This is a genomic window from Neorhizobium petrolearium (genome assembly GCF_017873175.1).
Lineage (GTDB): Bacteria > Pseudomonadota > Alphaproteobacteria > Rhizobiales > Rhizobiaceae > Neorhizobium > Neorhizobium petrolearium.
This window is the reverse complement of sequence record NZ_JAGGJW010000010.1, coordinates 221,625-245,374: the sequence shown is the minus strand read 5'-3', so window position 1 is coordinate 245,374 and position 23,750 is coordinate 221,625. Positions and strand designations below refer to the sequence as shown.

The window sequence follows — 23,750 nt, the reverse complement described above, 5'->3', positions numbered from 1 at the left end:
AGGATTACGTCCATGGACCACCAGGGCACGAAGCGTTTCGTCCCGGTTGAAACCGGTGCGCCGAAATATGGCAGCGACCTGATAGCCGCGGCCATCCGGGAGCAAGGTTTTCCCTATATCTGCCTCAATCCGGGTGCGAGCTACCGACATCTGCACGACAGCCTGGTCAATTATCTCGGCAACGAAAATCCGAAGATCATTCTGTGCATGCACGAGGAGCATGCGATCGGCATCGCTCAAGGGTGGGCGAAAATCACCGACAAGCCGCTTGCCGCTGCGGTTCACAGCAATGTCGGCCTGATGCATGCCACGATGGGTATTTTCGACGCGTGGTGTGACCGCGTGCCGGTCGTCGTCATCGGCGCCACCGGCCCGCTCGACGCCACCAAGCGCCGGCCGTGGATCGAGTGGATTCACTGCACCATCGACCAGGGTGGTCTGGTCCGTGACTTTACCAAATGGGATGACGAACCCGCCTCGCCGGAAGCCGCAGTGGAATCGATCCGCCGCGCCACGATGCTTTCGACCGCCCGCCCCTCCGGCCCGACCTATGTGAACCTCGATGTCACCGTGCAGGAAATGGAGCTCGAAAAGGTCCCTGCGCTGCACGACATCTCCCGCTTCAAGGCACCCGCCGATCCCGAGCCGCCACGCCGAGACCTCGAAGAGGCCGTCGAAATCCTGGCGAGAGCAAAGCGCCCCGTCATCCTCTGCGGCCGTACCTCGCGCAGTGAAGAGGGCTGGGCCGAGCGCATCAAGATCGCCGAACTCATCGGTGCGAAAGTGCTCACCCATGTGAAGCTGGCAACCAGCTTCCCCACCACGCACCCCCTGTTCATCGGCGAGACAGGCTGGAAGCTGTCGAAGAACCTGCTGAAACACCTGACGGAAGCCGACGCCGTTCTTTCGCTGGACTGGCTCGATCTCGCTGGCACGATCAACCAGGTCTTCCCGGCCGGAAGCCCGAGCGCCCCGGTCATCAGCGTCTCGAACGACTTCAACATCCATCGCGGCTGGAACATGGACTACCAGGGCCTGCCGGCTGTGGACGTCAACATTCCGACCGTACCGGAAACCGCCGTGTCGCGGCTCCTCGAAGCGCTTACCCCTCTCCTGCCGGCTCCGAAGACTTACGAGCGCCGCCGCCTCGACGCCGAGCCTTCAAGGACATCCGGCGAAATCAGCCTCATGGATCTCGCCAAGGTATTCAACCGCGTGACGCGCGACCTTGACGTCTGCCTCACCTCGCGTCCGCTCGGCTGGCCGGTGAATGCCAACGAACTCGAACATCCACACGACTACCTCGGCCACAATGGTGGTGGCGGCGTGGGCTCAGGCCCCAGCATCGGCATCGGCGCGGCGCTCGCGCTGCGCGACATGAAATCCCCGCGCGTGCCGATCGCGATCGTCGGTGACGGCGACTTCACCATGGGCAATACCGCGCTCTGGAGCGCGGCATCGCAGGGCATCCCGCTGCTCTACGTGATCTCCAACAACAATTCCTACTTCAACGACGAGCACCATCAGGCACAGGTAGCGGTCCAGCGCGGCCGTCCGCCGGAAAACGCCTGGGTCGGCCAGCGCCTGCAGGACCCGGTTCCGGATCTCTTGATGCTGGCAAAGGCGCAGGGCATCGACGGCGAAGGCCCGATCACCGATATCGCTGATCTTTCCGGCGCACTGAAGCGCGGCATCGAGAAGGTCAAGGCAGGCCAGCCCTGGGTGATCGACGTCCGCGTGCCGCCGGAATATTGCCGCGACCCGATGGTCGAGCTTGCCTAGTCGGAAGGAGTATTTTCCCTTGGTTGGCTCCGCTCACATGGGCGGGGCCTTTTTCGTGCGGCAGAAAACCAGGTTCGGCTCAAGCCGGAAACTACACCTTTAGGTTAAATTGAACGGCAGGTGTGTTTGGCGTAAAATTTAAAGTTACTCTGAGGGGGATCATCCGCTTGTTCCGCGTCACCCATTTGGCGTGAAGGTAAAAGGAGGAGATGATGTCCGCCACACAATGGTCGATCAAAGGCAATGAGTTCATCCATTGCAATTGCGCGTATGGCTGTCCTTGCCAGTTCAATGCCCGCCCCACCAATGGGAACTGCCATGCGATTGGCTTTGTCCATATCGAGGAAGGCTACCATGGCGACACGCGACTCGACGACCTGACGATCGGCATGGTCGCGACATGGCCGGGTGCCATTCACGAAGGAAGGGGCGAAGTCATGCCCATCGTCGATGAGCGTGCATCCGACAAACAAAGGGAGGCCCTGCTACGGATCATGACCGGCGAAGACACGGAACCGGGCGCAACCTTCTTCCAGGTATTCGCGACAACGTTCGAGAAGCTTTACGATCCGGTATTCACATCGATCAAATTCGAGGTCGATCCCGAGGCCCGAACAGCGCATGTGACCGTTCCGGGCTGGGTTGAAGCTCGCGGCGAACCGATCCGCAATCCGGTGACCGGCGAAGAGCACCGCGCCCGGATAAACCTGCCAAACGGCTTCGAATACGACGTTTGTGAAGCGGGTCGCGGTTGGGGCGAAACGAAGGGACCGATTGCGCTCAATCTTGAAGATTCGCATGCACACTTCGCCCACTTGCATATGACGGGGGCTGGCGTCGTCCACTAGGGCAATGACCGACACTGTGCTTGAAACGGTTCTGCGGCGTGACCGGGCGATCGTTGCCGTCGCGCTTGCCACTCTTACTGTTTTTGCCTGGGCTTATATTTTCTGGCTCGCGGATTCCATGAATATGGAACCGGCCATGAATATGGAGCCGGCGATCCCGAACCCGGAGATGCCCGCGATGGACATGTCCGGGACGGCCATGGATTTCGGCTCCGTCATGGCGCCCCAAGTGCACGAGTGGAGTGTGGTCGAGTTCGCATTCATCTTCACCATGTGGGCAGTGATGATGGTCGGCATGATGACACCCTCTGTCGCGCCCATGATCCTCATCTACGCCCATGTAGGACGCCACGCTGCTCTCAAGGGCCGTCCTTTGGCAGCGACCGGATTCTTTGCCGGCGGATATCTGCTTGCCTGGGTTACCTTCTCGCTGGTTGCGACCATCGGTCAATGGGGGCTTGAGAAAACGTTCCTGCTCACCCCGGAGATGGTCAGCGCAAGTCATGCCTTCAGCGGGTTTATCCTTGTCGCCGCTGGTCTTTACCAATGGACCCCGCAAAAGGACGCCTGTTTGGCAAACTGCCAGGCGCCGTTATTCTTCATCCAGCAGCATGGAGGGTTTCGGAGAGACGCTTTCGGCTCGATGCGGATCGGATTTAAACACGGGCTTTACTGCATTGGATGTTGTTGGGCCGTGATGGGGCTCCTGTTCGTGGGCGGTGTGATGAACGTTCTCTGGATTGCCGCCATTGCGATCTTCATTCTTGCCGAGAAGATCTTACCCGCAGGCCGATTTCTTCCTCGTCTGGCAGGTACAATCTTGATTTCGGCCGGAGCATGGCTGCTGGCTGCAACTGTTCTGTGAGTTTCCCGCGACATCGTGGGCTGATGGGCGACATGAAACCTATAAGCCTAACGCCCTGGGAGCCGAGACCTGCCGTGCCAATCATTCAGTTCACTCGTATCCACCGGTGCGTCGTGCGCCACGCCCGATGGCAGCATAGGGCAGCGCGAATAGGTACAGGCCGGTGAACAATAGCAGAAAGAGCGGCAGCAGTGGGGAGTAGACCACCCACGAGGGAGGTTCCCCCAACGCCATGGCGACGAAGTTTGCGACGACGGTTGCCGTAAAGATGATCGACAGCCAGCGGTGGACCTGCCGAATAGTTCTGTTCCAATCCAATGGGAATCCCCTCTCTCCACGCTCACTCCGGACAGATTTCAGTCTGTCCGAGCCAAGACCTGCTCCAGATTTGCGAGGAACTTCTGCCATCCGTGTCTGGCACCCTGATAGGCCTGTTGCTGATCCGGCCGGAAGCCCGATTGCTCCATGCGCAGATGGGTGCCTGTGCTCGTAGGGGTGAGAGTCCAAGTGACGACACTCTCGAGACCGTAGGCACACCATGTGTAGGACAGAGTCTGGTTCGGCTCGACTTCCAGAACCTGGCAGTCGACAGAACCCCAGTCTGCGCTAAGCTTGAAACGGTGGTCCATAACAGGCTTGAAGTCATTCTTCATGAGCCACTCCTCGATCAGGTGTGGTTGCGTAAGTGCGCGCCAGATCTTTTCCGGCGGAAAAGCTACCTCCCGCTCGATGACGACGGAGCGCGTTTCGATCGACGTTTCGTTCATTGGTCCATCCTTTTGAGTAGATCTTCGAGGTCATCGAACCGGCTCTGCCAGTATCCGGCCATCTGGCTCGTCCAGTCGACCAGAGGAGCCAGCGCGCCAAGTTGCGCACTATAATGCGTCTGGCGACCTTCATGGCGGTCGCGCACCAACCCGGCACGCTTCAGCGCAGCAAGATGCTTTGAAACAACCGGTTGCGAGACCCCGGCCCTGGCCGTCAGAGCGCCGACCGTCTTTTCTCCTTCGCGGCACAGTCGTTCAAAGAGAGCCCTCCGGGTCGGATCGGCGAGCGTCCTGAAGAGCACGTCATGAGCGTTCGACATTTGAAATCCATACCTCACCGACTATGAATTGACGTATAGCCACAGAGCTATGAATGAGTCAAGCGACCGCGACGATAGACAAACGAAAAGGCCGGAGCAGCGATGCTCCGGCCTTTTCATCGCGATTGTCGGCCGTGGCTCAGATTATGTCCGAGACCATCGTGCGCAATTGCGGGAAGGTGTCGCCCAGATAGGATTGCGGCCAGGGCATGACGAGCAGCATGTCGAAAAGGATGAACATGGCAACCCAGATGACCAGCGTAATCACCAGCGTGCGGATCCAGGGCTGTCTGCCCTCGAAGCGCATATAGCCGAGCATGAATACGAACAGTGTCGGCAGAAGACCGATCAGGAGCGTACCCACGAAGACCGAGAGCACCCAGGCGAACATGATACCCATGCGTGCGTAAAGCTGGCGGTCGGGCATCGCTTCCAGCGGATCAGCCTCGCTCACCTTGCGCGGTTTGACGATCGTCTCGCCGGCGCGCTTTCTCATGTAGATACCGATGCCTGAGCAAATCACCACGATGAGGCCGACGGCCGATACCGTCTGTGGCATCAGCCTTGCAGCAAGCGCCCATTCGGTCGAGGTGGCGAGCGCCGTGGCAAACAAGATCGCGGCAAGGACCCACATGCCCGGCAGCATGATGCGGTCGATCGTGGAGACCTGTCCGACCGGAGCTTCTTTCGGGGCGGCGGGTTCACTGACTGCTGCACCGACCGCGGCCAGTGCAGGCTCGCGGCGCTTCAGGAAAAACCTTACCGCGCTGTATGCAAAGTAGAGGACCGGGATCGCCAGAATAAAAAGAACGCCGGGACGTGTCAGCCATTCCGAACCGTAGCGACTGGTCGAAATGAACAGGTATTGTTCCACCAGACCTCCAAGGACGAGGCCGAGCAATACCGGTGCACGCGCCCAGCCGAAGCGCTTCATGGCCCAGCCGATCACCGAGAAGATCAGGAGAACGATGATGTCGCCGATGTCGCGGGTCGCCGAATAGGCTCCGATAAAAACGATGGCGAGCACCGTCGGCACCAGAATGCCTGCCGGTACCAATGCCAGCTTGGCGAGTTGCGATACGAAGGCGAAACAGATGAGCACGCCGATGATGTTGGCGATCATCAGGCTCCAGACAATCGTGTAGGTGATGTCGAGCTGTTCGGTGAGCAGCTTCGGACCCGGCTGGATGCCATGCATCATGAAGGCGCCAAGCAGGATTGCCATGGTGGCGCTCGCCGGAATGCCGAAGGCAAGCGTCGGGATGAGCGCGCCGCCTTCGCGGGAATTGTTGGCTGCCTCGCAGGCGATGACGCCGCGCACGTCGCCGGTGCCGAAGCTCTCGGTGCCGCCCTTCACCGATTTCGCCGCCGAGCCGTAGGCGATCCAGTCGATCGCCGGGCCGCCGAGGCCGGGGACCGAGCCAAGGATCGCACCGAGCCAGGAGCTCTGGAACACGAGGCGGATGTTCTGGATCGCGTCGCGCACGCCGCGGAACTGGTCGCGCACAATGCTTTCGCTGCGATGGAGGGCAACCGACTGGCGCGCCGCGCCGAGCTCGATCAGTTCCGGCACGGCGAAGAGGCCGAGCACCAGCGCCTCGAGCGGAACACCTTCCCAGAGATAGATGGAATCGAAGGTCCAGCGCAGTTCACCCGTCTGCGCCTCGTCGCCCACGGAAGCGATGACGACACCGAAACAGGCCGCCACCAGGCCCTTCATCATGTTACCCTGGCTGACGGCTGCGACCAGCGTGAGGCCGAGGATGCAGAGCGCCAAAAGCTCCGGCGTGCCGAAGGCCATCATGAAGGGCCTGAGGATCGGGATCGCGATGCCGAGCAGGACGGCTCCGAAAATACCGCCGATCAGCGATGAAGTGTAGGAGGCGCCGAGCGCTCGCCCGGCCTCGCCGCGGCGCGCCATGGGATAGCCGTCCATCACAGTCGCAGCCGATCCTGCAGCTCCTGGCACCCCGATCAGGATCGACGGTATTGTGTCGGCCGTCGGCGTCACAGCCCACATGCCGATCAAAAAGGCAAGCGCCGTATAAGGGTCCATCGTGTAGGTGAACGGCAAAAGCAGAGCCATGCCCGCCAGGCCGCCGATGCCGGGGATGACCCCGATGAAAAGGCCGAGTATACAACCCAGCATGATGATCAGGAAGCGCATCGGATCAAAGATGACCCCGAACGCCGCCATGGCCTGTTCAAGAAGCATATATATCCTCCACCGCCCCGCGATCCGCGAGGCTCATTGCTCGTGAGACGCTTTCATGCGCCTCCTCCCTCGTTTCGGGAGCTATCACCGGAGGCAGCATCCCCCAGCAAAACGCCGTGGCCGAGGCACCGCCCGAATACGCATACACCGGCGCGCGCGAAGTTTGATCGCAAACACTTGTGTAGTATTGTATTTTTGTACGACAATGTTGATCCGACAGAGCCATCAATGGCAAATTCAAAAAACAGAGAGTATTATCACTGAAATGAATTTGGCGAACATCGATCTCAAGCTCCTGGTGATCTTCGACGCGATGATGGCGGAAGGCAGCGTCAACCGCGCTGCCGAAAAGCTCGGCATGTCGCAGCCGGCGCTTTCCAACGCACTCAATCGCCTGCGCCTGCTCCTGAATGACCGGCTTTTCCTGCGCACGGCGGACGGCATGCGACCCACACCGCGGGCGCTGGAAATCGCCGGACCGATCCAGGCAGCGATGCGCCAGATCGAAGAAGCGTTGGAGCCGACTGCATTCGAACCCAACGATCCGGACTGGACCTTCAGCCTCGCCGTTTCCGACCATGCCTCGGTGGTGATGCTGCCGCTTCTGATCGAGCACATCGCCCGCGTCGCACCCCGGGTGGCCCTGAAGATCCAATCGCGCCCGAACGAGGAACTGCCGGCACTTCTCGACAACAACGAGATCGATCTCGCGGTCGGCGTCATCCCCAACCTGCCGCGCCGCTTCAAGCACATGGCTCTCTTCGAAGACAAATATCTCTGCATGATGCGGCAGGCTCATCCGCTTGCGGGCCAGTCGATCACGCTGGATGAATTCCTCGCCGCCGAGCAGCTTGCCGTCAAGCCCGGCACGAGCGATGTGAGCCGCGCCGACCGTTTCCTGGCAGAAGCGGGCCTCAAGCGGCGCGTCGCCACCACGGTTCACCAGTTCCTGGCCGCACCAGCGATCGTCTCCCGCTCCGATCTCATCGTCATGGTATTTGAGAAGATGGTGCCGATCTTCGATCCGTCGCGCTTTTATTTCTGTCCCGTGCCGGTGCCGAACATGCGGGTCTCCGCCACCGCCGTATGGAGCGATGTCCATACGGATCTTCCCGCCCATAAATGGCTGCGCCGGCAGCTTGGGCTAGTTGCCCGGCAGCTTGCCGAGGAGACCGGTGCGGAGGGGCTGGCACTTTCCTCTGCCGGCTAGACCATAAGTTCGCAAAGTGCAGCAGCCGTCACATTGGCGGTTGTCTCCCGCGTTCGATTTGCTTATATCATTGTCATACAGTATGACGCAAAACGGTCCCTACCGGAAGGATTTCGAGGTGAATGATCCGTTGAACAGCACCGCAACCACCCGCGACGGCACGAGGATCTCCTACCGCCTCGTCAAGGGAAGTGGCCAGGGCCGCATCGCGCTCGTGCATTCGCTTGCCATGGACAAGACCTTCTGGGAGCCGACGGTCGCCGCCCTCGACGGTTTTGCCGATGCCCTGATCTACGACTGCCGCGGCCACGGGGCGTCCGACAAACCGGCCGGCCCCTATAGCGTCAAACTTTTCGCCGATGATCTGGCCGATCTCATGGACCATGTCGGCTGGTCCTCGACCGTCGTTGCCGGCGCCTCCATGGGCGGATGCGTGGCGCTCGCCTTTGCTGCCGGCTATCCGCAGCGCGTCGAAGCGCTCGGTCTTTTTGACACCACCGCATGGTATGGAGAGGATGCCCCAAAAGCCTGGAGGGAGCGCGCCAACAAGGCGCTCGCCGAAGGCATGGCCGCACTCGTCGGCTTTCAGAAGACCCGCTGGTTCAGCGATAGCTTCCGCGAGGCCAATCCGGATATCGTGGAGAAGGCGATTGCCGTCTTCCTGAAGAACGAACTTTCGGCCTATGCCGCGACCTGCGCGATGCTCGGCAACGCGGACATCCGCGCCGCCCTGCCGAGATTTTCCTTCCCTTGCCGCGTCGCCGTTGGCACGGAGGACTATGCGACGCCGCCCGAGATGGCCCGCTACATGGCGGACAATATTCCCGGTGCGTCGCTCTTCATCATGGACGGCGTCAGGCATTTCACGCCGCTGGAAGTGCCCGCCACGATCGCCGGACATCTGAGGGAATTGGCAAAGGCTGCCAAGACGGCCTGACGTCGCCTTGCGACAACCGGCAAGGGGCGGCAGATTGAAATCAGCGCCGCGCTTCGATCGCCATGCGAACGGCAAGAGCAGCAAGGACGGTGCCCATCAGCCAACGCTGGATGACGATCCATGTGGGCCGGCGGGCAAGAAAGAGCGCGATAGCACCCGCCATCAGTGCGATCATCGCATTGATGGAGATGCTGATGGCGATCTGCGCGAAGCCGAGCACGATCGATTGGGAAAGCACGCTGCCATGTTCCGGATTGATGAACTGCGGCAGCAGTGAGAGATAAAGCACTGCCGCCTTGGGATTCAGAAGGTTGGTCATCAACCCCATGACGAACAACCTTTTCGGACTGTCCTTCGGCAGTTGCATGACTTGGAAAGGCGAGCGCCCGCCCGGCTTCACCGCCTGCCAGGCGAGATAGAGCAGGTAGAGCGCGCCCGCGAAACGCAGCGCGTCATAGGCATAAGGCACGGCCATGACCAGCGCGGTAATGCCGAAAGCGGCACAGAGCATGTAGAAGACGAAGCCGAGCGCCACGCCGCCGAGCGAGATCAATCCCGCCATCGGCCCCTGAGAGATCGATCGCGAGATGAGGTAGACCATGTTCGGCCCGGGCGTAAGTACCATGCCCAGAGCGATGAGAGCAAAGGCTGCGAGACTGGAAAGGTCGGGCAAGGGGTGATTCAGGAGAAAGGTGGGCCTTCTTCATCGACGAAAGCAATCGGGATTTCAAGGACGCGGGACCGATCTTATCTGTTGTCGGTCTTTCGACATCTGAGGATCTCGCATTTTTCAATGCAAACCGCCGACCCCGAGCAGCCGCTCGACAACATCATGATCGGCGGCGAGCACCTGCGGGCTGCCTTGCCAGCCAATGCGGCCGCGCTCGAGGATGATGACATTGTCGGCGAAATCCAGCGCGCTCTGGATGCGCTGCTCGACGAGCAGGATGGTCATTTCTCCGGATTGGGCGAGTTTGGAGAAGGCCGCCATCAACTCCTCGCAGATGACCGGCGCCAGACCTTCCAGCGGTTCATCGAGCAGGAGTACGGTCGGCTGGCCCAGGATGCTGCGGGCGGTCGAAAGCATCTGCTGTTCGCCCCCCGAAAGCTGACTGCCAAGATTCCTCCGCCGCTCCTTCAGGCGCGGGAACATCTCATAGGCCTCCGAGATCGCATCCTTCGGGCGGCCCTTCAACCCGACGAAGAGGTTTTCCTCGACCGTCAGGGTCGGGAAGACGTCCCGGGTCTGTGGAACATAACCCAGGCCGGCAAGCGCCCGGGCAGCGCTCGGTTCATCCGCGATGTCGACGCCGGCGAGGCGGATTTGGCCGTCATAGCGCCGCGTCTGGCCTGCCAATGTGGCCAATAGGCTCGTCTTGCCCATTCCGTTGCGGCCGAGAAGAGCCAGCCTCGATCCGGCGGGCACCGAGAAGGAAACGTCCTCGATCACCCGCGTTGGGCCATAACCGGCGGAAAGGTTTTTGACCTCAAGCGGTGCTGCCGGCATTTGCATAATTCCCCAGATAGGCTTCGCGCACGCGCTGGTCCTGCGTCACATCCTTCGGCGAGCCATCGAAGATCACCGTTCCGGCCGCGAGTACGACCACCCGCCGCGCAAAGCGGAAGACGAGGTCCATGTCATGGTCGATCATGAGCACGGCAAGATCCGGCGGCAGGCTGTTCAACGCTTGCTCGATGCGCGTGGTTTCCGATTGCGGCACGCCGGCAGCCGGCTCGTCCAGCAGTAACATCCTGGGCCTCAGCGCCATCGCCAACGCGATCTCCAGGAGCCGCTGCTGGCCATAGGCAATCTCCCGCACTTTGAGATGCGAAAGCTCGATCAACCCGAGCCGGTCCAGGATTTTCCTGACTTCGTCCATCACCTCGGGCTTGCCGGAATAGTGGCCGAACATTTTTCCAGCCTGCCTCTCCCGTTGCAGGATTGCGAGCGCCACGTGCTCTTCCGGGGTCATGTCCTGAAAGAGCCGCGTCACCTGGAAAGAGCGGATCAGGCCGCGCCGCACGCGCTTGGCGGCCTTGAGCCGGGTCACATCCTCACCACCGAGGAAGACGTGGCCCGAATCGGGCCTGAGATTGCCGGCCACAAGGTTGACGAAGGTCGTCTTCCCCGCCCCGTTCGGGCCGATCAAGGCTACGCGATCGCCCGGCGCCATGGCAAGCGAGACGTCATTGGTGACAACCAGCCCGCCGAAGCTCTTCCTCAGATTCCTGACCTCGAAGAGAGCGCTCATCCCCGCCCCCTCCTCAATCGGCTGACGAAACCGGCGGTGGAGCCATAAAGCCCCTTCGGCGCGAAGAGCACGACGGCGACAAGCAATGCGCCGATGATGGTGAGCCAGTGGAACGGATTGATGGCCGACAGCGTGTCCTCGAACCACATGAAGACCATCGTGCCGATCATCGCCCCATAAAGCGAGCCCGTGCCGCCGAGCACCAACATCACCAATGCCTCAGCCGAGAGCGTGAAGGAGAGACTGTCGAGCCCGACGACCTGCGTGGAGATGGCCGACAATGCACCGCCGATTCCGGCCACGGCCCCGGAGATCACATACATGCGCAGCAGCACCGAGTTTACCGAGGCGCCCATCGCGGTGATGCGGATACGATCCTCCCTCACCCCGCGCGCCAGCATGCCGAAGGGCGAGCGCACCAGAATCCTGAGTGCCACGAAGACGACGGTCAACAGGACGAGACCATAGATGTAGGCCGTCTGCCCCCAGAGATCGAACTCGAACAGACCGAAGACCGCCTCCGGCATGATGCCGGAAAGTCCGTCGCTGCCGCCGGTCCAGGCCGATGCCTTGTTTGCAGCCTCGTGGAAGAGATGGATGACGGCGATCGACAGAACGAGTTGCGCCAGGCCGTGGGCCCGCAGGATGACGACGCCCGAAACGAGGCCGGCGGCAGAGCCGGTCAGGGCTCCGACCAGCGTCATGGTCAATGGCTCGCTAATGCCGAAATGCGCCGCTGCAATGCCGGCTCCGTAAGCCCCTGCCCCGAAAAGCGCCGCGTGCCCAAGGGTCGCCACACCGCAATATCCGGTCACCAGATCGAGCGACAGGACCAGGAGCGCAATCGCTGTCATCCGCGTCAGGAGCGCCAGATTGTTCGGAAAGAGATAATAGCCGATCGCCCCGATCACGACGATTGCGAGTGCGCCGATCAACCCGCCATCGGCAAGCCGCCGGGCGATTGAGAGGTTGGCAGCAGAGCTGTGATCCGTGGAAGCCACTGTCATTTCGATCGCCCCAGAAGCCCGCGCGGAAAAAGGGTCACGATCACGATGACTGCGAGATAGAAGAAGAATTCTCCGTATTCCGGCGCGAGATAGCGGCCGGTCGTATCGATCGCGCCGAGCAACAGGCAGGCGAGCAGCGCACCGGGAATGGAGCCCGCGCCGCCGACCGAGACGACAACGAGGAAAGTCACCATGTAGCGCAGCGCGTAATAAGGCTCGACGGGAAGAAGTTCGGCTCCAAGCACGCCGCCGAGCGCGGCAAGCCCGATTGCCACAGCAAAGCTCACCGCGTAGACGATTTCGGTGCGCACCCCGAGAGCCGCCGCCATAGCGGCATTGTCCACCGCCGCGCGCAACCGGATACCGAAGGCGGTCCGCTCGATCAGGAACCACAGGGCCGCCGCGACAATCAGCCCGCAGACGATCGCGAAAAGCCGGTGCGCGGCGATCGAACGGAAGCCGAGATCGACGGAACCCTGCAGCGCCGGCGGCAACGGGATGGTCTTCAGTGTCGGCCCGAAGATGAAGTTGGTAATCCCGATGACGCAGAAGGTGATGCCGATCGTCATCAAAACCTGGGTCAGTTCCGTCGCGCCATAAAGGCGCCGGTAGAGGAGACGTTCGATCGGGATGGCGATGATGACCGTCCCGACGACGGCAACCAGGATACCAGCCGCGTAACCGAGCCCCAGGTCACGCGCTGCATAGGAGGCCAGGTAACCGCCGATCATCGCAAACGCCCCATGCGCGAGGTTCACCACGCGCATCAGTCCCATCGTCACGGAAAGCCCGATCGAAATCACGAACAGCACCATGCCGTAGGCCAGCGCATCGACGGCTATGCTGAACACGGTCTGCATGAGGTGGTCGATCCTTGATGCGTAGTGAGCCTGATAGATACTGTCTTCATGTCAACGCGCGCCTTGTCGGAGCGAGAAACAGTGCGTCATATCCTTTCCCCCCGCAAGCGGGGAGAAAGGTCGACGGATGCAGCCGGATGAAGGAAATTGTCTGAGCGACAGACTTACTTCTTCACGAAAGCCAGGCCTGGATCGCCTTGCTTCTCGAACGTCTGAATTTCCTTGTTGATGTATTTGCCACTCTCGTCCTTGGCGACTTCACGCAGGTAGACGTTCTGCGTGATATGGCGGCTCTCCGGATCGATGGCGACTGGCCCGCGCGGGCTTGTCCAGGCAAGGCCCTTCACGGCTTCGATGGCCTTCTTGGCGTCTTTCTTACCGCCGGTCGCTTCGATCATCCTCGAGATAACATACATGCCGTCATAAGCGCCGACCGCCGGGAAAGTAAGCTCTGCGGGGTTGCCGATCGCCTTCTGGGCTGCCGCGACGAATGCCTTGTTCTCCGGCGAGTCGTGCGAGACGGCATAATGATAGGTCGTCGTCAGCCCGAGGGCTGCGTCGCCGAGCGCCGGCAGGTCGGATTCGGGCGTCAGGTCGCCGGTCGCGAAGAACTTGATGCCGGCCGCCTTCAGGCCGTTGTCGTTATAGGCCTTAACGAAGGCAAGCGTCGGCGGGCCGGACGGCAAGAAGCTGAAGAGCGCTTCGGCGCCTGAATCCTTCACGCGCTGCATCAGCGGAGCGAAATCGTTGGTGGAAAGCGGCATGCGGATCGCTTCGACCACCTGGCCGCCTTCCTTCTCGAAGGCGGCCTTGAAGGCGTTTTCCGCATCGATGCCCGGGCCGTAATCGGAAACCAGAGTGATGACCTTCGTCACACCCTGGTCCTTCGCCACTTTCGCGATCGGCGTCGTGTTCTGCCACATGGTGAAGGATGTCCGCACGACATAGGGGCTTGCGGTAACGATCGAGGACGTCGCGGCATTCATCACAACCATCGGCACGTTGCCCTGCTGTAGCAGCGGCGTTGCGGCCATGGCGTCGGGTGTGAAGTAAAAGCCGGCGAGATACTGCACGCCCTCGCGCACGATGAGCTCCTGCGCCAGCGATTTCGATTGCGCCGGATCGGCTTGCGGTACGTCGCGATAGACGATCTGGATATCGTTGCCGCCGATCTCGTTGCCATTGACGGCGAGCCAGGCATCGATACCCGCCTTGAAGTTCTTGCCTTGCAACGCAAAAGGCCCCGAGAATGGACCGATGACGCCGATCTTGATCGTATCGGCATATGCGGCACTCGATAAAATGGCGACCGCGAATGCGGTCATGATGAGTCTCTTCATAAAGCCCTCCCTAAAACCTCATCCTCGACTGCGTTTGACAGGTGCCACGATGGCAGGATGCCCGCTTGTCCTAACGGCGACCCAGAATAACACGAGGCATGTCAGTCATGAAAAGTTATTGATGCACGTGCTTACAGCCGTGTCGCCGCCGCCTCAACCCTTTCCGAGGGAGCGTATGTTATCGACAAGTTCTGCCGCAAGACGCAGCGACGCACCCGTTGCCATCACCATCGGCGGCAAGATCAGCCATTCGAGGGTCCAGGCGGCGCCTGAGCGTTCCTGTTCGTGCACCATGGCCTGCTGCATGCCGGAAAGCTGCACTGCATTGAAGCGGGCAAGCGAGACCAGCACCTCAGCCGCTACCGGATTCTGCTTGTGCGCCATGGCGGAGGAGCCGCCACCGCCGGCAAGCTCCATTTCGCCGCCCATTTCGGCGAGCAGCGCCACGTCCTGGCCGAACTTGCCGAGCGAGCCGGAGATCAACGCAAGGATTCCGGCGAATTCCGCCAGGCGATCCCGTTGGCTCTGCCATTGCAGAGCATCGGCAAGCAACAATTCTAAAGCAAGCGATTTGCGCACGCCAGCCGCCTTGGCGCCCAGTTTGTCGAGCGTGCCGGCTGCACCGCCGAACTGCACTGCGAAACCGTGCTCGGAAAAGGTATCCAGCCGCTGGCGGTGGCGGATGAGCGGCTCGCACCACGCGCGGATGCGATCGGAAACGGTGATCGGAATTGCCGCCTGCATGCGGGTATGGCCCATCAGCGCGCGGACGCCGAAATTCTGATCGATAGCCACAAAGGCCTTTTCGAGAGCCGAAAGGCGTTGATCGAACAGGCCGCAGACCTGCTTCAGGCGGATCACCAGTGCCGTATCGATGACATCCTGGCTGGTTGCGCCGAAGTGGACGTATTGTGCCGCCTCGCCGCCGACGGCCGCGCGGAGTTGCTTGACGAACTCGGCGATAACGATGCCATCACGACCGGTACCTTTGTGAAGCCCTGCGATGTCCGGCTTGAATGAGCTGCAGACAGTTAAGATGCGCTCCGCCGCATCCATGGGAATGACGTCGGCACCCGCCTCCGCCCTGGCGAGCGCCGCTTCGAAGGCGAGCATGGCTTTGATCTCGGCTTCCGCCGAAAACAGCTTTCCGGTCTCGTCGTCACCAACGAGACCGGACAGGAACGGATGTTCGAAAGCCGAAACGCTCATACGGGCCCCTGATTCTTCGATCTCAGATGTCGAAGAATATGGTCTCGTTTTCACCCTGAAGATAGATGTTGAAGGTGACGGTATCGCCTTCACGCTTACCGATCAGGGTGGGCACGCGGACGCGGTGCTCGATGCGCGACAGGATCGGGTCTTCGGCATTGGCTTGCTCCTCGTCGGAGAAATACATGCGCGTGTTGAGACCGAGATTGATGCCGCGGGCGACGATCCAGAATGTCACGTGCGGCGCCATCAGCCGCCCGTCACGGAACGGCACACGACCGGGCTTGATCGTTTCGAACACGAATTCCCCGGTCTGCATGTCGCCAGGGCAACGAGCCCAGCCGAGGAAATTCGGATCGGCCTTGCCGCGCGTCTCCGAGGGGCTGTTGTAGAAGCCGTCAGCGTCCGCCTGCCAGATCTCGATCAGCGCGTCCTTGAGCGGCGTCATGGCGCCGTCATAGACGAAACCACGGATGGTGATGCGTTCACCGCGGGTCTTGTCGTTGACCATCGAGCCGGAGCCGAGATCGGTCTCGTAGACACCGGTGATACCGGAAAAGTTCGGCGTACAGCCGATGTGAACGTATGGACCTGCCGTCTGGGATGCAGATTCCTTGAAGTAGGTGAGCGGCTGGACCATGGATCAGTTACCTTCCTTGCGGTTCTCGAAGAATGTCGAGCGACGGCCGCGCAAGATGATGTCGAACTTGTAAGCTCTCATGTCATGAGGAATCGTGTTGTTCATGTCGAGTGCGGCGATCAGGCCCTTGATGGCGTTCTCGTCCGGAATCGTCTTCACGATGGGACAAATCCAGATCATCGGGTCACCTTCGAAATACATCTGGGTGATCAGGCGCTGGGCAAAGCCGTGACCGAAGACCGAGAAGTGGATATGCGCCGGCCGCCAGTCGTTGACGCCATTCGGCCAAGGATAGGGCCCTGGCTTGATGGTCTTGAAGAAATAGCCGCCGTTCTCGTCGGTGATGGTGCGGCCGCAGCCGCCGAAGTTCGGATCGAGCGGTGCGAGGTATGTTTCCTTCTTGTGGCGGTAGCGTCCGCCGGCGTTCGCCTGCCAGAACTCCACCAGCGCGCCGGGAATGCCGACGCCCCGCTCATCCAGCACGCGACCGTAGACCATGATGCGTTCGCCGATCGCCATTTCGCCGGGTTTGGCGAAGTTGACGATGAGGTCGTTGTCGAACTCGCCGAGGATGTTGTGGCCGAAGACCGGACCGGTGATCTCGCTCTTCGTGCCTTCCAGCGAAATCAGCGCGCGCTGCGGCGAGCGCAACACGGATGTCTTGTAACCCGGCGTGAATGCCGGTGGATGCCATTCCCTGTCACGAGGGAAGAAAGGTGTCGTTTCAGGCGGTGCGTTTTTCATCTTCTCTCTCCCGCGGCCTTTTCCGCGTCCATTTCAGCATAGGTGGCTTTTGCGATCTTGAAGGCATGATTGGCGGCCGGAACGCCGGCATAAATTGCCACATGCATCAGGGCCTCGCAGATATCGTCTTTTGTCGCACCGGTATTGGCGGTTGCGCGGATATGCATGGCGACCTCGTCATAGTGGCCCAGCGCTGCAAGCAGCGCGATCGTCACCATGGAACGTTCGCGCTTGGTCCAGTGCGGGCGCGACCAGACGGTACCCCAGGCGCTTTCCGTGATGAGTTCCTGAAACGGCTGGTCGAACGGCGTTCTGTTTGCCTGGGCACGGTCGACATAGGTATCGCCGAGCACGGAGCGGCGCGTCTTCATGCCCTGTGCATAGCGTTCCGACGGCGTAGAAGTCTCGGCCATAATCATTCCTTATCCAGTTGCTCAATGAAGCCGCGGATCAGCGCGGCGTGGGCGGCAGGTGTTTCAACGCACGGAATATGCGCCGCTCCCTCGATGATCTCGTAGCGGGAGCCGGGAATCAGATCGGCAAGCGACTTGACGACCTCCGGCGGTGTCGAACCGTCCTCGCGGCCGACGATGCAGAGCACCGGCACGGCGATCTTGCTCGCGGCTTCGGTAAAATCGGCATCGCGGATCGCCGCGCAGGTGCCGCTGTAGCCGAAGGTCGGCTGGCGCACCAGCATGTGACAATAGCCCTGGTAGGCGGCATTCTCCGGCCTGCGGAAGGGTTCGGTGAACCAGCGCTCCATGATCGCGTCGAGGATGCTGCCGATGCCCTTTTCCTCGACGGTGGCGATGCGCGCCGCCCACATCTCGGCGGTACCGATCTTGTGTGCCGTGTTGGAAAGCACCAGCGCCTTCACGAGGTCCGGCCGGGCCGCATACAGGCCCTGGGCGATCAGCCCACCCACAGAAAGACCGCAGACAACGACCTGCGACAATTCCAGATGATCGAGCAAACCGGCAAGATCGGCCGCATGATCTGCAATTGAATACGGGGGGTTGCCGAGTCCGGAAAGACCATGGCCGCGCTTGTCATAAGTGAGGATTGTATAGTCTTCAGCTAGCTTCGGCAGCACGTGATGCCAGATGCGGCTGTCGGTTCCGAGCGAATTGATGAAGACGACGACCGGCCTATCATCACCCGCACGCAGAATGTCATAATGGATAGCAATGCCATTAATGTGTACAAATTGCATCTGCGCCTCCTCTCCCGTTGATAGATTGCACTAGTTTCCGGTTAAGTAAAATGATATTTAGAGCATGTTCCTTAACCGCAAGGTTATTTGATTTTGATCAATTCGCGAATCAAGTTTCGACACCTGTATACATTCATCGAGGTCGCCCGACAGAAGAGTGTCGTCAGGGCGGCCGAAATCCTCAATGTCAGCCAGCCCGCTGTGACCAAGACGATCCGCGAACTGGAGGAGGCACTGGGTGTCGCCGTTTTCGAGCGCGAAGGGCGCGGCATCCGCATTACTCGCTACGGTGAAGTCTTCCTGCGGCATGCGGGCGCGGCACTGACAGCACTCAGGCAGGGCATGGATTCCGTCTCGCAGGAACTCTTCGATTCCGCGCCACCTGTACGCATCGGCGCATTGCCCACCGTCTCCACACGGATCATGCCACGGGCGATGATGCTCTTCCTTGCGGAAAAGACGGGCAGCCGGGTAAAGATCGTAACGGGAGATAATTCCGTTTTGATGGAACAGCTCAGGGTGGGAGATCTCGATCTGGTCGTCGGACGCCTGGCTTCGCCGGAAAAAATGGCTGGCCTTTCCTTCGAGCATCTCTATTCCGAGCAGGTGGTCTTCATCGTCCGTCCTGGCCATCCCCTGCTCGACGGAAGGCGTTCGATCTTCGAGGGCCTGGCGGATTATCCGGTGCTGATGCCGACGCGTGGCTCCATCATCCGGCCATCCGTGGAACAGTTCCTCATTGCCAATGGCGTTGCCACCCTGCCCGTCCAGGTGGAAACAATCTCCGATGCTTTCGGCCGGGTTTTCGTGCGCTCGAGCGAAGCGGTCTGGATCATTTCAGCGGGCGTCGTCGCAGGGGACGTCGCTGACGGCACGCTCGCGACACTCCCGATCGATACCAGCGAGACCCGTGGACCGGTCGGCCTCACCATACGGGCCGATTCCAACCCTTCGGCGCCACTTTCCATCCTCATGCAGACGATCCGCCAGGCGGCTGCGGAGATCATGCCGGGGCGATAGGTGCGACCTCAGCCCGTCTGCAGTTCGGGGAACTTCCTCTTCAGTTCGTCCATCGACGCAATCACCGCATCGTCGGCGCGAAGCGTGACGGAAATATTGTCGGCGACGTTCAGCGTCTCCTCGAAATGCACTGCCGTCTGGTATCCGCCTTGACGAACCAGCGTCGCCTGCCGGCGAAAGCCGTGTTTCAGCAGCCAGTCGCGCGACGTCGTCAGACTCACCGCGACGTGGAAAGCCCCGTCATCCTCCCTGCAGGCCTTGAGCTTGTAGGTTACGGGCGACCGACTGCCGCCGATATCGATCTGGCCGGAATAACCTGCTTCCTTCAAATGCTCGGTCATGCTTCGCTCCTTTCGTTCAATGAGCCTTGAGGACAACCGACACCCACCGGCTTTGTTCCGGGCGGAAAGGCCCATGGCGATCAAGCCTGGTTGACGGCTGTCAACCGCCGTGATCGAAAAGGCCGAACATAAAAAGAGGAGGAAAGAGGCGATGACGGATCGGGACCTGCTGAAGGCGCTGTTTGACGCTGCGGTGAAGGCCGCCGATCCCCTGACCGGCATCAAGAAATACCTGCCCTCTCCGCCGAAAAGCGGTCGCACGGTCGTCATCGGCGCCGGCAAGGGAGCTGCACAGATGGCCGCGGCCCTCGAAGGCGTCTGGCCAGACCCGCTCTCCGGCGTCGTCGTGACCCGCTACGGCTATGGCTGCGAAACGAGATCGATCGAGATCCTCGAAGCCTCGCACCCTGTGCCCGATGCAGCAGGCCTTGCCGGTGCGAAGCAGCTTGTCGGGGCGATCTCGGGCCTTTCCGAGGACGATCTCGTCATCGCGCTGATCTGCGGCGGCGGGTCGGCCTTGCTGCCCGCGCCGCCGGAAGGCTTGACGCTGGAAGACGAAATCGCCCTCAACGAGGCGCTGCTTGCCTCCGGCGCGCCGATCTCCGCAATGAACGTGGTCAGAAAACACCTTTCAACCATCAAGGGCGGCCGTCTCGCCGCAGCCACGAAGGCCCGCGTCGTCAGCCTGATCGTCTCGGATATTCCGGGTGACAATCCGGCCTTCGTCGCGTCGGGTCCGACAATTCCGGATGCCACGACGAGGCAGGAGGCGCTGGCGATCGTCGAGCAGTATCGGCTGACGCTGCCGGAAAAGATGATCGCACATCTGAACTCGCCGGCCGCCGACGCTCCGAAACCGGACGATCCGGTCTTTGGCCGCCACGAACATTATGTTATCGCCTCTGCCGGCGTATCGCTGGAAGCAGCGGCAGACGTCGCCCGCTCCCACGGCGTCACGCCTTACATTCTTTCCGATTCCGTCGAGGGCGAATCCCGCGATGTGGCGCTGGTGCATGCGGCGATCGCCCGCGAGGTGGCGCTGCGCGACCGGCCCTTCGCCAGGCCTGCCGTGCTGCTTTCCGGCGGCGAGACGACGGTTACGCTCAGGAGCAAAGGGGGCAAGGGCGGCCGCAATGGCGAATTCGCCTTGGCCTTTGCGCTGGCGATCGACGGTCACGACATCACTGCGCTTGCCGCCGATACGGACGGGATCGATGGATCGGAGACCAATGCGGGCGCCTTTGCCGACGGCACGAGCGCGCGTCGCCTGCGGATTGCGGGCCTGGACGGCAGAAAACTGCTCGACAGCAATGACAGCTTTTCCGGTTTCTCCGCCATCGGCGACCTGTTTTCCACCGGCCCGACCGGCACGAATGTCAACGATTTCCGGGCAATACTGGTGAGGTAGGTACCCGTTGCTTGTGGTAGGGCAAACCACAAGCGAGAAAGGATGACGTGCTCCAGGCAGCTACTGCAACTGCGGTTTATGCAGGAAATCGTTGCGATCCGCAGACTTCACCCGCAGCCAAGCTTCACGTCCGTCGCGCAGGATGCGCATGGGGATTTCCGATCCCGGAGGGCCGCTTTCCCAGACCTTTCGGTAGAAATCGGCAAGCCCGTCGACTTCGCCGTCGCGGATTTCCGAAATCACGTCACCGCGCTTCAACCCCGCCTTCGCGGCCGGGCCGTTTTCGGTGACGCTCATGACAACGACTTCACCGTTGCTTTCAGCCGAGAAGGCTCCGAGCCACGGTCGCGGCGGCTTGTTGATCTCGCCGCGGTTCAGCAGGTCGTCAAGGATCGGACGAAGCAGGTTAATCGGCACGGCCATGTTGATGTCGGCGACTTCGCCGCCTTTGCTCATCTGCAGGCGTAGCGATCCGATGCCGATGAGCTTGCCTTCGGCATCGATCAACGCTGCGCCGCCCCAGGAGGGATGCGCAGGTGCGATGAAGATCGCTTCATCGAGAAGATATTCCCAGTAGCCGGCGAATTCCTGCTTGGCGACGATATTGCCGCGGACATATTCACCTTCACCATCGGCAAAGACGATCGGATCGCCGACCTGGGCGCTGTCGGAATCGCCCATTTCCAGCGCCGGAAGGTCGAGCGGGCTAAGCGCCTGCACGAGGCCGAAACCGCTTTCCTGGTCGTAGGCCAGCGCATGAGCGGGCACCACGCGCCCGTCACGACGCGTCAACCAGACCTCCTCGGCCTCGGTGATGAGATAACCAATCGTCAGCACCAGTCCGTTGTCGCGGATCACGACGCCGTTTCCTTCCCGGCGGGTGCCGAGCGTATTCGCCGTGAAGGCATTATCCGGAATTGAGGCGCGCACGGCCACGACCGACCGCAAAATTTTCTCGATATCCATGATGCAATTCCTGATGGGCGAAAGACAGCCCGAAACCCGATAAGGATCTGCAAGGCCGAACCGTACCTTATCTAAGGTATGAATGTGACCGGCATGACGCAAGGTCTCCGCCTATCAGGATATCCCGCCACCCTCCCCTTTGAGGGAGAGTGGCGTCCCTGCAAGCCTCAGCTTGCAGGTGTCAAAGTCACCGACGTTCCGGTGGCGGCGACGTTCAGGCCAAGCTGGCCGGTGACGCTCACGGTCTGCAGGTGAATGGAGCCCGAGGTGCCGCCGACCAGAATATTGGCACCGATGCCCGCACCGACGGTCGCTTCCGCGGTGGCGCCCTGGTAAAGGCCGCCAAGCGAACCATGATGGTAACCGGCGGTCGGGGCGAAGACGGCCCAGATCAGGCGGGAGCGCGTCGTGAAACCAAGGTCGACGCCCATCTTGCGAACGACGCCGGTATAGTGGTCAAGCGGTTCGCTGCCGATCGCAGAGGTGAAGACGCAATCGGCTTCCTTGGCGGAACCAAGGACATAACCGACACCGCCGCCGATCGAGCAATCGAGATAGCCTATGCGCACGCCACCTCGCTGGTCGGGCTCTTCATAGACCGGAACCTGGTCCCGGCGGGAAATCACGTCAGCCGAAAAGGCCGTTCCCGCGCTCGTCAGAACCGGAAGGGCGGCAAGCGCCACGGCAGTAAATCTTTTCATCCCTGTACTCCTTCAATTATTCGCGGTCCGGCCATCGCGATTCGGTCGAGCCGGCCAGCTAGCGATGGGCAACGCATGTGGCGGAAGAATGATCCCGCGTTGCAGCACACAAATTGTCACAGGCTTGCGTGGAATGTGAGCTTATTAAATCGAGCTCTCCATCTGCCGCAGGCTCGCACGCTCCGCTTCGCGATATTGGCGTGGTGTCTGGCCGGTGCGTTTCCTGAAACAGCGGGAGAAATAGGCGGCGTCCGAGAAACCAAGCCCGTCGGCGATCGTCTGAACGCTTGCGGTGGTGAAGACGAGCGCCCGGCGGCCCTCGTCGATAACGCGCGCTACGATGAGATCGTGAACGCTCATGCCGGTCACCTCACGCACCACGCGATTCAGATGCGTCGGGGAAAGGTTCAGGAGTTTCGCATATGCCTCGGCCGGAAGCTGATCACGGAAATGCCGGCCGATCAGGTCTTTCAGCGACTCGACACGTGCGAGATTGACGTCGCTTGCAGCGCCATTGCTATCGGCGCCGGCCAGCCGACCGAGGATGAGGATCGCAGCGGTCAGATAGGCCTCGACGAGATCGTTGCGGCGCGCGCGCTGTGCCTCGAATTCGGCAAAAAGGCGTGAGAAAGTCTCGTCGAGATAGCCGGCGTCCTGGCCAGCCGGCAGCGGGATCATCCTAGGGGTCGACAGCCAGTCGCCGGGCCGCTTGGCAAGTCCGGCCGTCAGCCGCAACCGCTCTGCGACCAGAGTGATCACCATACCGTCGATATCGCGGGAGAAGCGGAAGCCGTGGCTGACGCCCGGCGGTACGGCAACGACGCAAGGGGGAACGAGCGCGACGGTCGAGGCGCCGAGGATTGCATCGCCCGATCCGTTCCGAATGTACAGGAACTGCTGGAAGCTCTCGTGGCGATGGCGGCCGATTTCCCACTGGTGCGCGCTGCTGCGCGAAGCGATCGTTTCGCAATGCAGCCAGAAATCCGGCCGCCTGGTGCGGTTCTCGCCATAGAGATCGTAAGTCGGGACCGGCGCAAGCATCGTGGCCTCCAATAGTACAATGTTCGTTTTGTCCTATAGATTGCATGAAATGTCCACTGTCCGG

26 protein-coding genes are annotated in these 23,750 nt (G+C 61.0%); 7 read left to right on the top strand and 19 right to left on the bottom strand.

The genetic code is table 11. The features are described from left to right. Positions 1 to 12: 12 nt before the first annotated feature. The 3 genes from J2046_RS20230 to J2046_RS20220 all read left to right on the top strand — a co-directional run bounded on the left by J2046_RS20230 (position 13) and on the right by J2046_RS20220 (position 3,495). On the top strand, positions 13 to 1,782 hold the full coding sequence (locus J2046_RS20230; RefSeq protein WP_210054939.1) for a thiamine pyrophosphate-binding protein: 1,770 nt from the start codon (positions 13 to 15) through the stop codon (positions 1,780 to 1,782). 212 nt (positions 1,783 to 1,994) lie between these two features. Next, entirely contained in the window at positions 1,995 to 2,630 is a 636-nt protein-coding gene (locus tag J2046_RS20225) for a DUF1326 domain-containing protein (RefSeq protein WP_210054936.1), read from the top strand. A 4-nt stretch (positions 2,631 to 2,634) separates the two neighbouring features. Then, positions 2,635 to 3,495: a DUF2182 domain-containing protein gene (locus J2046_RS20220; protein WP_210054934.1), complete on the top strand. Its 861-nt coding sequence runs from the start codon at positions 2,635 to 2,637 to the stop codon at positions 3,493 to 3,495. Positions 3,496 to 3,585: 90 nt separating this feature from the next. Here J2046_RS20220 and J2046_RS20215 read toward each other — a convergent pair whose 3' ends face one another. The 4 genes from J2046_RS20215 to J2046_RS20200 all read right to left on the bottom strand — a co-directional run bounded on the left by J2046_RS20215 (position 3,586) and on the right by J2046_RS20200 (position 6,797). Further along, complete coding sequence (locus J2046_RS20215) at positions 3,586 to 3,813, bottom strand: hypothetical protein (RefSeq protein ID WP_210054932.1); 228 nt, start codon at positions 3,811 to 3,813, stop codon at positions 3,586 to 3,588. Positions 3,814 to 3,851: 38 nt separating this feature from the next. After that, complete coding sequence (locus tag J2046_RS20210) at positions 3,852 to 4,262, bottom strand: SRPBCC family protein (protein WP_210054930.1); 411 nt, start codon at positions 4,260 to 4,262, stop codon at positions 3,852 to 3,854. Beyond that, positions 4,259 to 4,582, bottom strand: a complete 324-nt coding sequence (locus J2046_RS20205; protein WP_210054928.1) for an ArsR/SmtB family transcription factor — start codon at positions 4,580 to 4,582, stop codon at positions 4,259 to 4,261. Before J2046_RS20205 ends, J2046_RS20210 begins: the two co-directional genes overlap by 4 nt. A 139-nt stretch (positions 4,583 to 4,721) precedes the next feature. Next, the gene (locus J2046_RS20200) at positions 4,722 to 6,797 is read right to left on the bottom strand and encodes a tripartite tricarboxylate transporter permease (protein WP_210054927.1); all 2,076 of its coding nucleotides are present in this window, start codon (positions 6,795 to 6,797) and stop codon (positions 4,722 to 4,724) included. Between the two features lie 265 nt (positions 6,798 to 7,062). On the opposite strand from J2046_RS20200, the gene J2046_RS20195 reads away from it, so the two are divergent. Together J2046_RS20195 and J2046_RS20190 are read left to right on the top strand one after the other, a co-directional pair. Then, positions 7,063 to 8,007: a LysR family transcriptional regulator gene (locus J2046_RS20195; RefSeq protein ID WP_210054926.1), complete on the top strand. Its 945-nt coding sequence runs from the start codon at positions 7,063 to 7,065 to the stop codon at positions 8,005 to 8,007. Between the two features lie 118 nt (positions 8,008 to 8,125). Beyond that, entirely contained in the window at positions 8,126 to 8,944 is an 819-nt protein-coding gene (locus J2046_RS20190; protein WP_210054924.1) for an alpha/beta fold hydrolase, read from the top strand. Positions 8,945 to 8,984: 40 nt separating this feature from the next. Here the strand turns inward: J2046_RS20190 and J2046_RS20185 are convergent, their stop codons facing one another. The 11 genes from J2046_RS20185 to pcaD form a co-directional block, all read right to left on the bottom strand. Continuing rightward, positions 8,985 to 9,569, bottom strand: a complete 585-nt coding sequence (locus J2046_RS20185) for a LysE family translocator (protein ID WP_411828528.1) — start codon at positions 9,567 to 9,569, stop codon at positions 8,985 to 8,987. A 165-nt stretch (positions 9,570 to 9,734) separates the two neighbouring features. Continuing rightward, positions 9,735 to 10,451, bottom strand: a complete 717-nt coding sequence (locus J2046_RS20180; RefSeq protein WP_210054920.1) for an ABC transporter ATP-binding protein — start codon at positions 10,449 to 10,451, stop codon at positions 9,735 to 9,737. Further along, positions 10,432 to 11,196: an ABC transporter ATP-binding protein gene (locus tag J2046_RS20175; RefSeq protein WP_210054918.1), complete on the bottom strand. Its 765-nt coding sequence runs from the start codon at positions 11,194 to 11,196 to the stop codon at positions 10,432 to 10,434. The genes J2046_RS20180 and J2046_RS20175 overlap by 20 nt, the downstream gene beginning before the upstream one ends. Then, positions 11,193 to 12,203 (bottom strand): branched-chain amino acid ABC transporter permease, encoded by a 1,011-nt coding sequence (locus J2046_RS20170; protein ID WP_210054916.1) that lies wholly within the window; start codon positions 12,201 to 12,203, stop codon positions 11,193 to 11,195. The genes J2046_RS20175 and J2046_RS20170 overlap by 4 nt, the downstream gene beginning before the upstream one ends. Continuing rightward, positions 12,200 to 13,063 carry a branched-chain amino acid ABC transporter permease gene (locus J2046_RS20165; RefSeq protein ID WP_210054914.1) on the bottom strand — a complete coding sequence of 288 codons (864 nt, stop codon included), beginning with the start codon at positions 13,061 to 13,063 and terminating at the stop codon, positions 12,200 to 12,202. The genes J2046_RS20170 and J2046_RS20165 overlap by 4 nt, the downstream gene beginning before the upstream one ends. A gap of 164 nt (positions 13,064 to 13,227) precedes the next feature. Continuing rightward, entirely contained in the window at positions 13,228 to 14,403 is a 1,176-nt protein-coding gene (locus J2046_RS20160) for an ABC transporter substrate-binding protein (protein WP_210054912.1), read from the bottom strand. Between the two features lie 153 nt (positions 14,404 to 14,556). Next, a complete protein-coding gene (locus tag J2046_RS20155) occupies positions 14,557 to 15,612 on the bottom strand; it encodes a 3-carboxy-cis,cis-muconate cycloisomerase (RefSeq protein WP_210054910.1) in 1,056 nt (351 codons plus the stop codon). A 22-nt stretch (positions 15,613 to 15,634) separates the two neighbouring features. Further along, complete coding sequence (gene pcaG, locus J2046_RS20150; RefSeq protein WP_210054908.1) at positions 15,635 to 16,252, bottom strand: protocatechuate 3,4-dioxygenase subunit alpha; 618 nt, start codon at positions 16,250 to 16,252, stop codon at positions 15,635 to 15,637. A gap of 3 nt (positions 16,253 to 16,255) precedes the next feature. Then, positions 16,256 to 16,996, bottom strand: coding sequence for a protocatechuate 3,4-dioxygenase subunit beta (gene pcaH / locus J2046_RS20145; RefSeq protein WP_210054906.1), 741 nt, complete (start codon positions 16,994 to 16,996; stop codon positions 16,256 to 16,258). Continuing rightward, positions 16,993 to 17,409, bottom strand: coding sequence for a 4-carboxymuconolactone decarboxylase (gene pcaC, locus J2046_RS20140; protein ID WP_210054904.1), 417 nt, complete (start codon positions 17,407 to 17,409; stop codon positions 16,993 to 16,995). Before pcaC ends, pcaH begins: the two co-directional genes overlap by 4 nt. A gap of 2 nt (positions 17,410 to 17,411) precedes the next feature. Then, positions 17,412 to 18,209, bottom strand: coding sequence for a 3-oxoadipate enol-lactonase (gene pcaD, locus J2046_RS20135; RefSeq protein WP_210054902.1), 798 nt, complete (start codon positions 18,207 to 18,209; stop codon positions 17,412 to 17,414). Between the two features lie 93 nt (positions 18,210 to 18,302). Between pcaD and pcaQ the strand changes: the two genes are divergently transcribed. Further along, on the top strand, positions 18,303 to 19,229 hold the full coding sequence (pcaQ, locus tag J2046_RS20130; protein WP_210054900.1) for a pca operon transcription factor PcaQ: 927 nt from the start codon (positions 18,303 to 18,305) through the stop codon (positions 19,227 to 19,229). Positions 19,230 to 19,237: 8 nt separating this feature from the next. Here pcaQ and J2046_RS20125 read toward each other — a convergent pair whose 3' ends face one another. Further along, a complete protein-coding gene (locus J2046_RS20125) occupies positions 19,238 to 19,570 on the bottom strand; it encodes a hypothetical protein (protein WP_210054899.1) in 333 nt (110 codons plus the stop codon). Positions 19,571 to 19,721: 151 nt separating this feature from the next. Here J2046_RS20125 and J2046_RS20120 point away from each other — a divergent pair, with 151 nt between their 5' ends. After that, on the top strand, positions 19,722 to 20,978 hold the full coding sequence (locus J2046_RS20120) for a glycerate kinase type-2 family protein (protein WP_210054897.1): 1,257 nt from the start codon (positions 19,722 to 19,724) through the stop codon (positions 20,976 to 20,978). A gap of 60 nt (positions 20,979 to 21,038) precedes the next feature. Here the strand turns inward: J2046_RS20120 and J2046_RS20115 are convergent, their stop codons facing one another. The 3 genes from J2046_RS20115 to J2046_RS20105 all read right to left on the bottom strand — a co-directional run bounded on the left by J2046_RS20115 (position 21,039) and on the right by J2046_RS20105 (position 23,686). Further along, on the bottom strand, positions 21,039 to 21,944 hold the full coding sequence (locus J2046_RS20115) for a S1C family serine protease (protein WP_210054895.1): 906 nt from the start codon (positions 21,942 to 21,944) through the stop codon (positions 21,039 to 21,041). Between the two features lie 167 nt (positions 21,945 to 22,111). Then, positions 22,112 to 22,645, bottom strand: a complete 534-nt coding sequence (locus J2046_RS20110; RefSeq protein ID WP_037145272.1) for a DUF992 domain-containing protein — start codon at positions 22,643 to 22,645, stop codon at positions 22,112 to 22,114. 144 nt (positions 22,646 to 22,789) lie between these two features. Beyond that, a complete protein-coding gene (locus tag J2046_RS20105; RefSeq protein WP_210054892.1) occupies positions 22,790 to 23,686 on the bottom strand; it encodes a helix-turn-helix domain-containing protein in 897 nt (298 codons plus the stop codon). Positions 23,687 to 23,750 lie beyond the last annotated feature (64 nt).

Excerpts from the sequence above, each read along its gene's own strand:
- J2046_RS20155 (WP_210054910.1), bottom strand. The coding sequence starts at position 15,612 with ATGAGCGTTTCGGCTTTCGAACATCCGTTCCTGTCCGGTCTCGTTGGT.
- J2046_RS20230 (WP_210054939.1), top strand. The coding sequence starts at position 13 with ATGGACCACCAGGGCACGAAGCGTTTCGTCCCGGTTGAAACCGGTGCG.
- pcaH (WP_210054906.1), bottom strand. The coding sequence starts at position 16,996 with ATGAAAAACGCACCGCCTGAAACGACACCTTTCTTCCCTCGTGACAGG.
- J2046_RS20125 (WP_210054899.1), bottom strand. The coding sequence starts at position 19,570 with ATGACCGAGCATTTGAAGGAAGCAGGTTATTCCGGCCAGATCGATATC.
- pcaD (WP_210054902.1), bottom strand. The coding sequence starts at position 18,209 with ATGCAATTTGTACACATTAATGGCATTGCTATCCATTATGACATTCTG.
- J2046_RS20210 (WP_210054930.1), bottom strand. The coding sequence starts at position 4,262 with ATGAACGAAACGTCGATCGAAACGCGCTCCGTCGTCATCGAGCGGGAG.
- J2046_RS20115 (WP_210054895.1), bottom strand. The coding sequence starts at position 21,944 with ATGGATATCGAGAAAATTTTGCGGTCGGTCGTGGCCGTGCGCGCCTCA.
- pcaC (WP_210054904.1), bottom strand. The coding sequence starts at position 17,409 with ATGGCCGAGACTTCTACGCCGTCGGAACGCTATGCACAGGGCATGAAG.
- J2046_RS20220 (WP_210054934.1), top strand. The coding sequence starts at position 2,635 with ATGACCGACACTGTGCTTGAAACGGTTCTGCGGCGTGACCGGGCGATC.
- J2046_RS20160 (WP_210054912.1), bottom strand. The coding sequence starts at position 14,403 with ATGAAGAGACTCATCATGACCGCATTCGCGGTCGCCATTTTATCGAGT.
- J2046_RS20205 (WP_210054928.1), bottom strand. The coding sequence starts at position 4,582 with ATGTCGAACGCTCATGACGTGCTCTTCAGGACGCTCGCCGATCCGACC.
- J2046_RS20195 (WP_210054926.1), top strand. The coding sequence starts at position 7,063 with ATGAATTTGGCGAACATCGATCTCAAGCTCCTGGTGATCTTCGACGCG.
- J2046_RS20225 (WP_210054936.1), top strand. The coding sequence starts at position 1,995 with ATGTCCGCCACACAATGGTCGATCAAAGGCAATGAGTTCATCCATTGC.
- J2046_RS20170 (WP_210054916.1), bottom strand. The coding sequence starts at position 12,203 with ATGACAGTGGCTTCCACGGATCACAGCTCTGCTGCCAACCTCTCAATC.
- pcaG (WP_210054908.1), bottom strand. The coding sequence starts at position 16,252 with ATGGTCCAGCCGCTCACCTACTTCAAGGAATCTGCATCCCAGACGGCA.
- J2046_RS20185 (WP_411828528.1), bottom strand. The coding sequence starts at position 9,569 with ATGGTACTTACGCCCGGGCCGAACATGGTCTACCTCATCTCGCGATCG.
- J2046_RS20175 (WP_210054918.1), bottom strand. The coding sequence starts at position 11,196 with ATGAGCGCTCTCTTCGAGGTCAGGAATCTGAGGAAGAGCTTCGGCGGG.
- J2046_RS20165 (WP_210054914.1), bottom strand. The coding sequence starts at position 13,063 with ATGCAGACCGTGTTCAGCATAGCCGTCGATGCGCTGGCCTACGGCATG.
- J2046_RS20200 (WP_210054927.1), bottom strand. The coding sequence starts at position 6,797 with ATGCTTCTTGAACAGGCCATGGCGGCGTTCGGGGTCATCTTTGATCCG.
- J2046_RS20105 (WP_210054892.1), bottom strand. The coding sequence starts at position 23,686 with ATGCTTGCGCCGGTCCCGACTTACGATCTCTATGGCGAGAACCGCACC.
- J2046_RS20110 (WP_037145272.1), bottom strand. The coding sequence starts at position 22,645 with ATGAAAAGATTTACTGCCGTGGCGCTTGCCGCCCTTCCGGTTCTGACG.
- J2046_RS20180 (WP_210054920.1), bottom strand. The coding sequence starts at position 10,451 with ATGCCGGCAGCACCGCTTGAGGTCAAAAACCTTTCCGCCGGTTATGGC.
- J2046_RS20120 (WP_210054897.1), top strand. The coding sequence starts at position 19,722 with ATGACGGATCGGGACCTGCTGAAGGCGCTGTTTGACGCTGCGGTGAAG.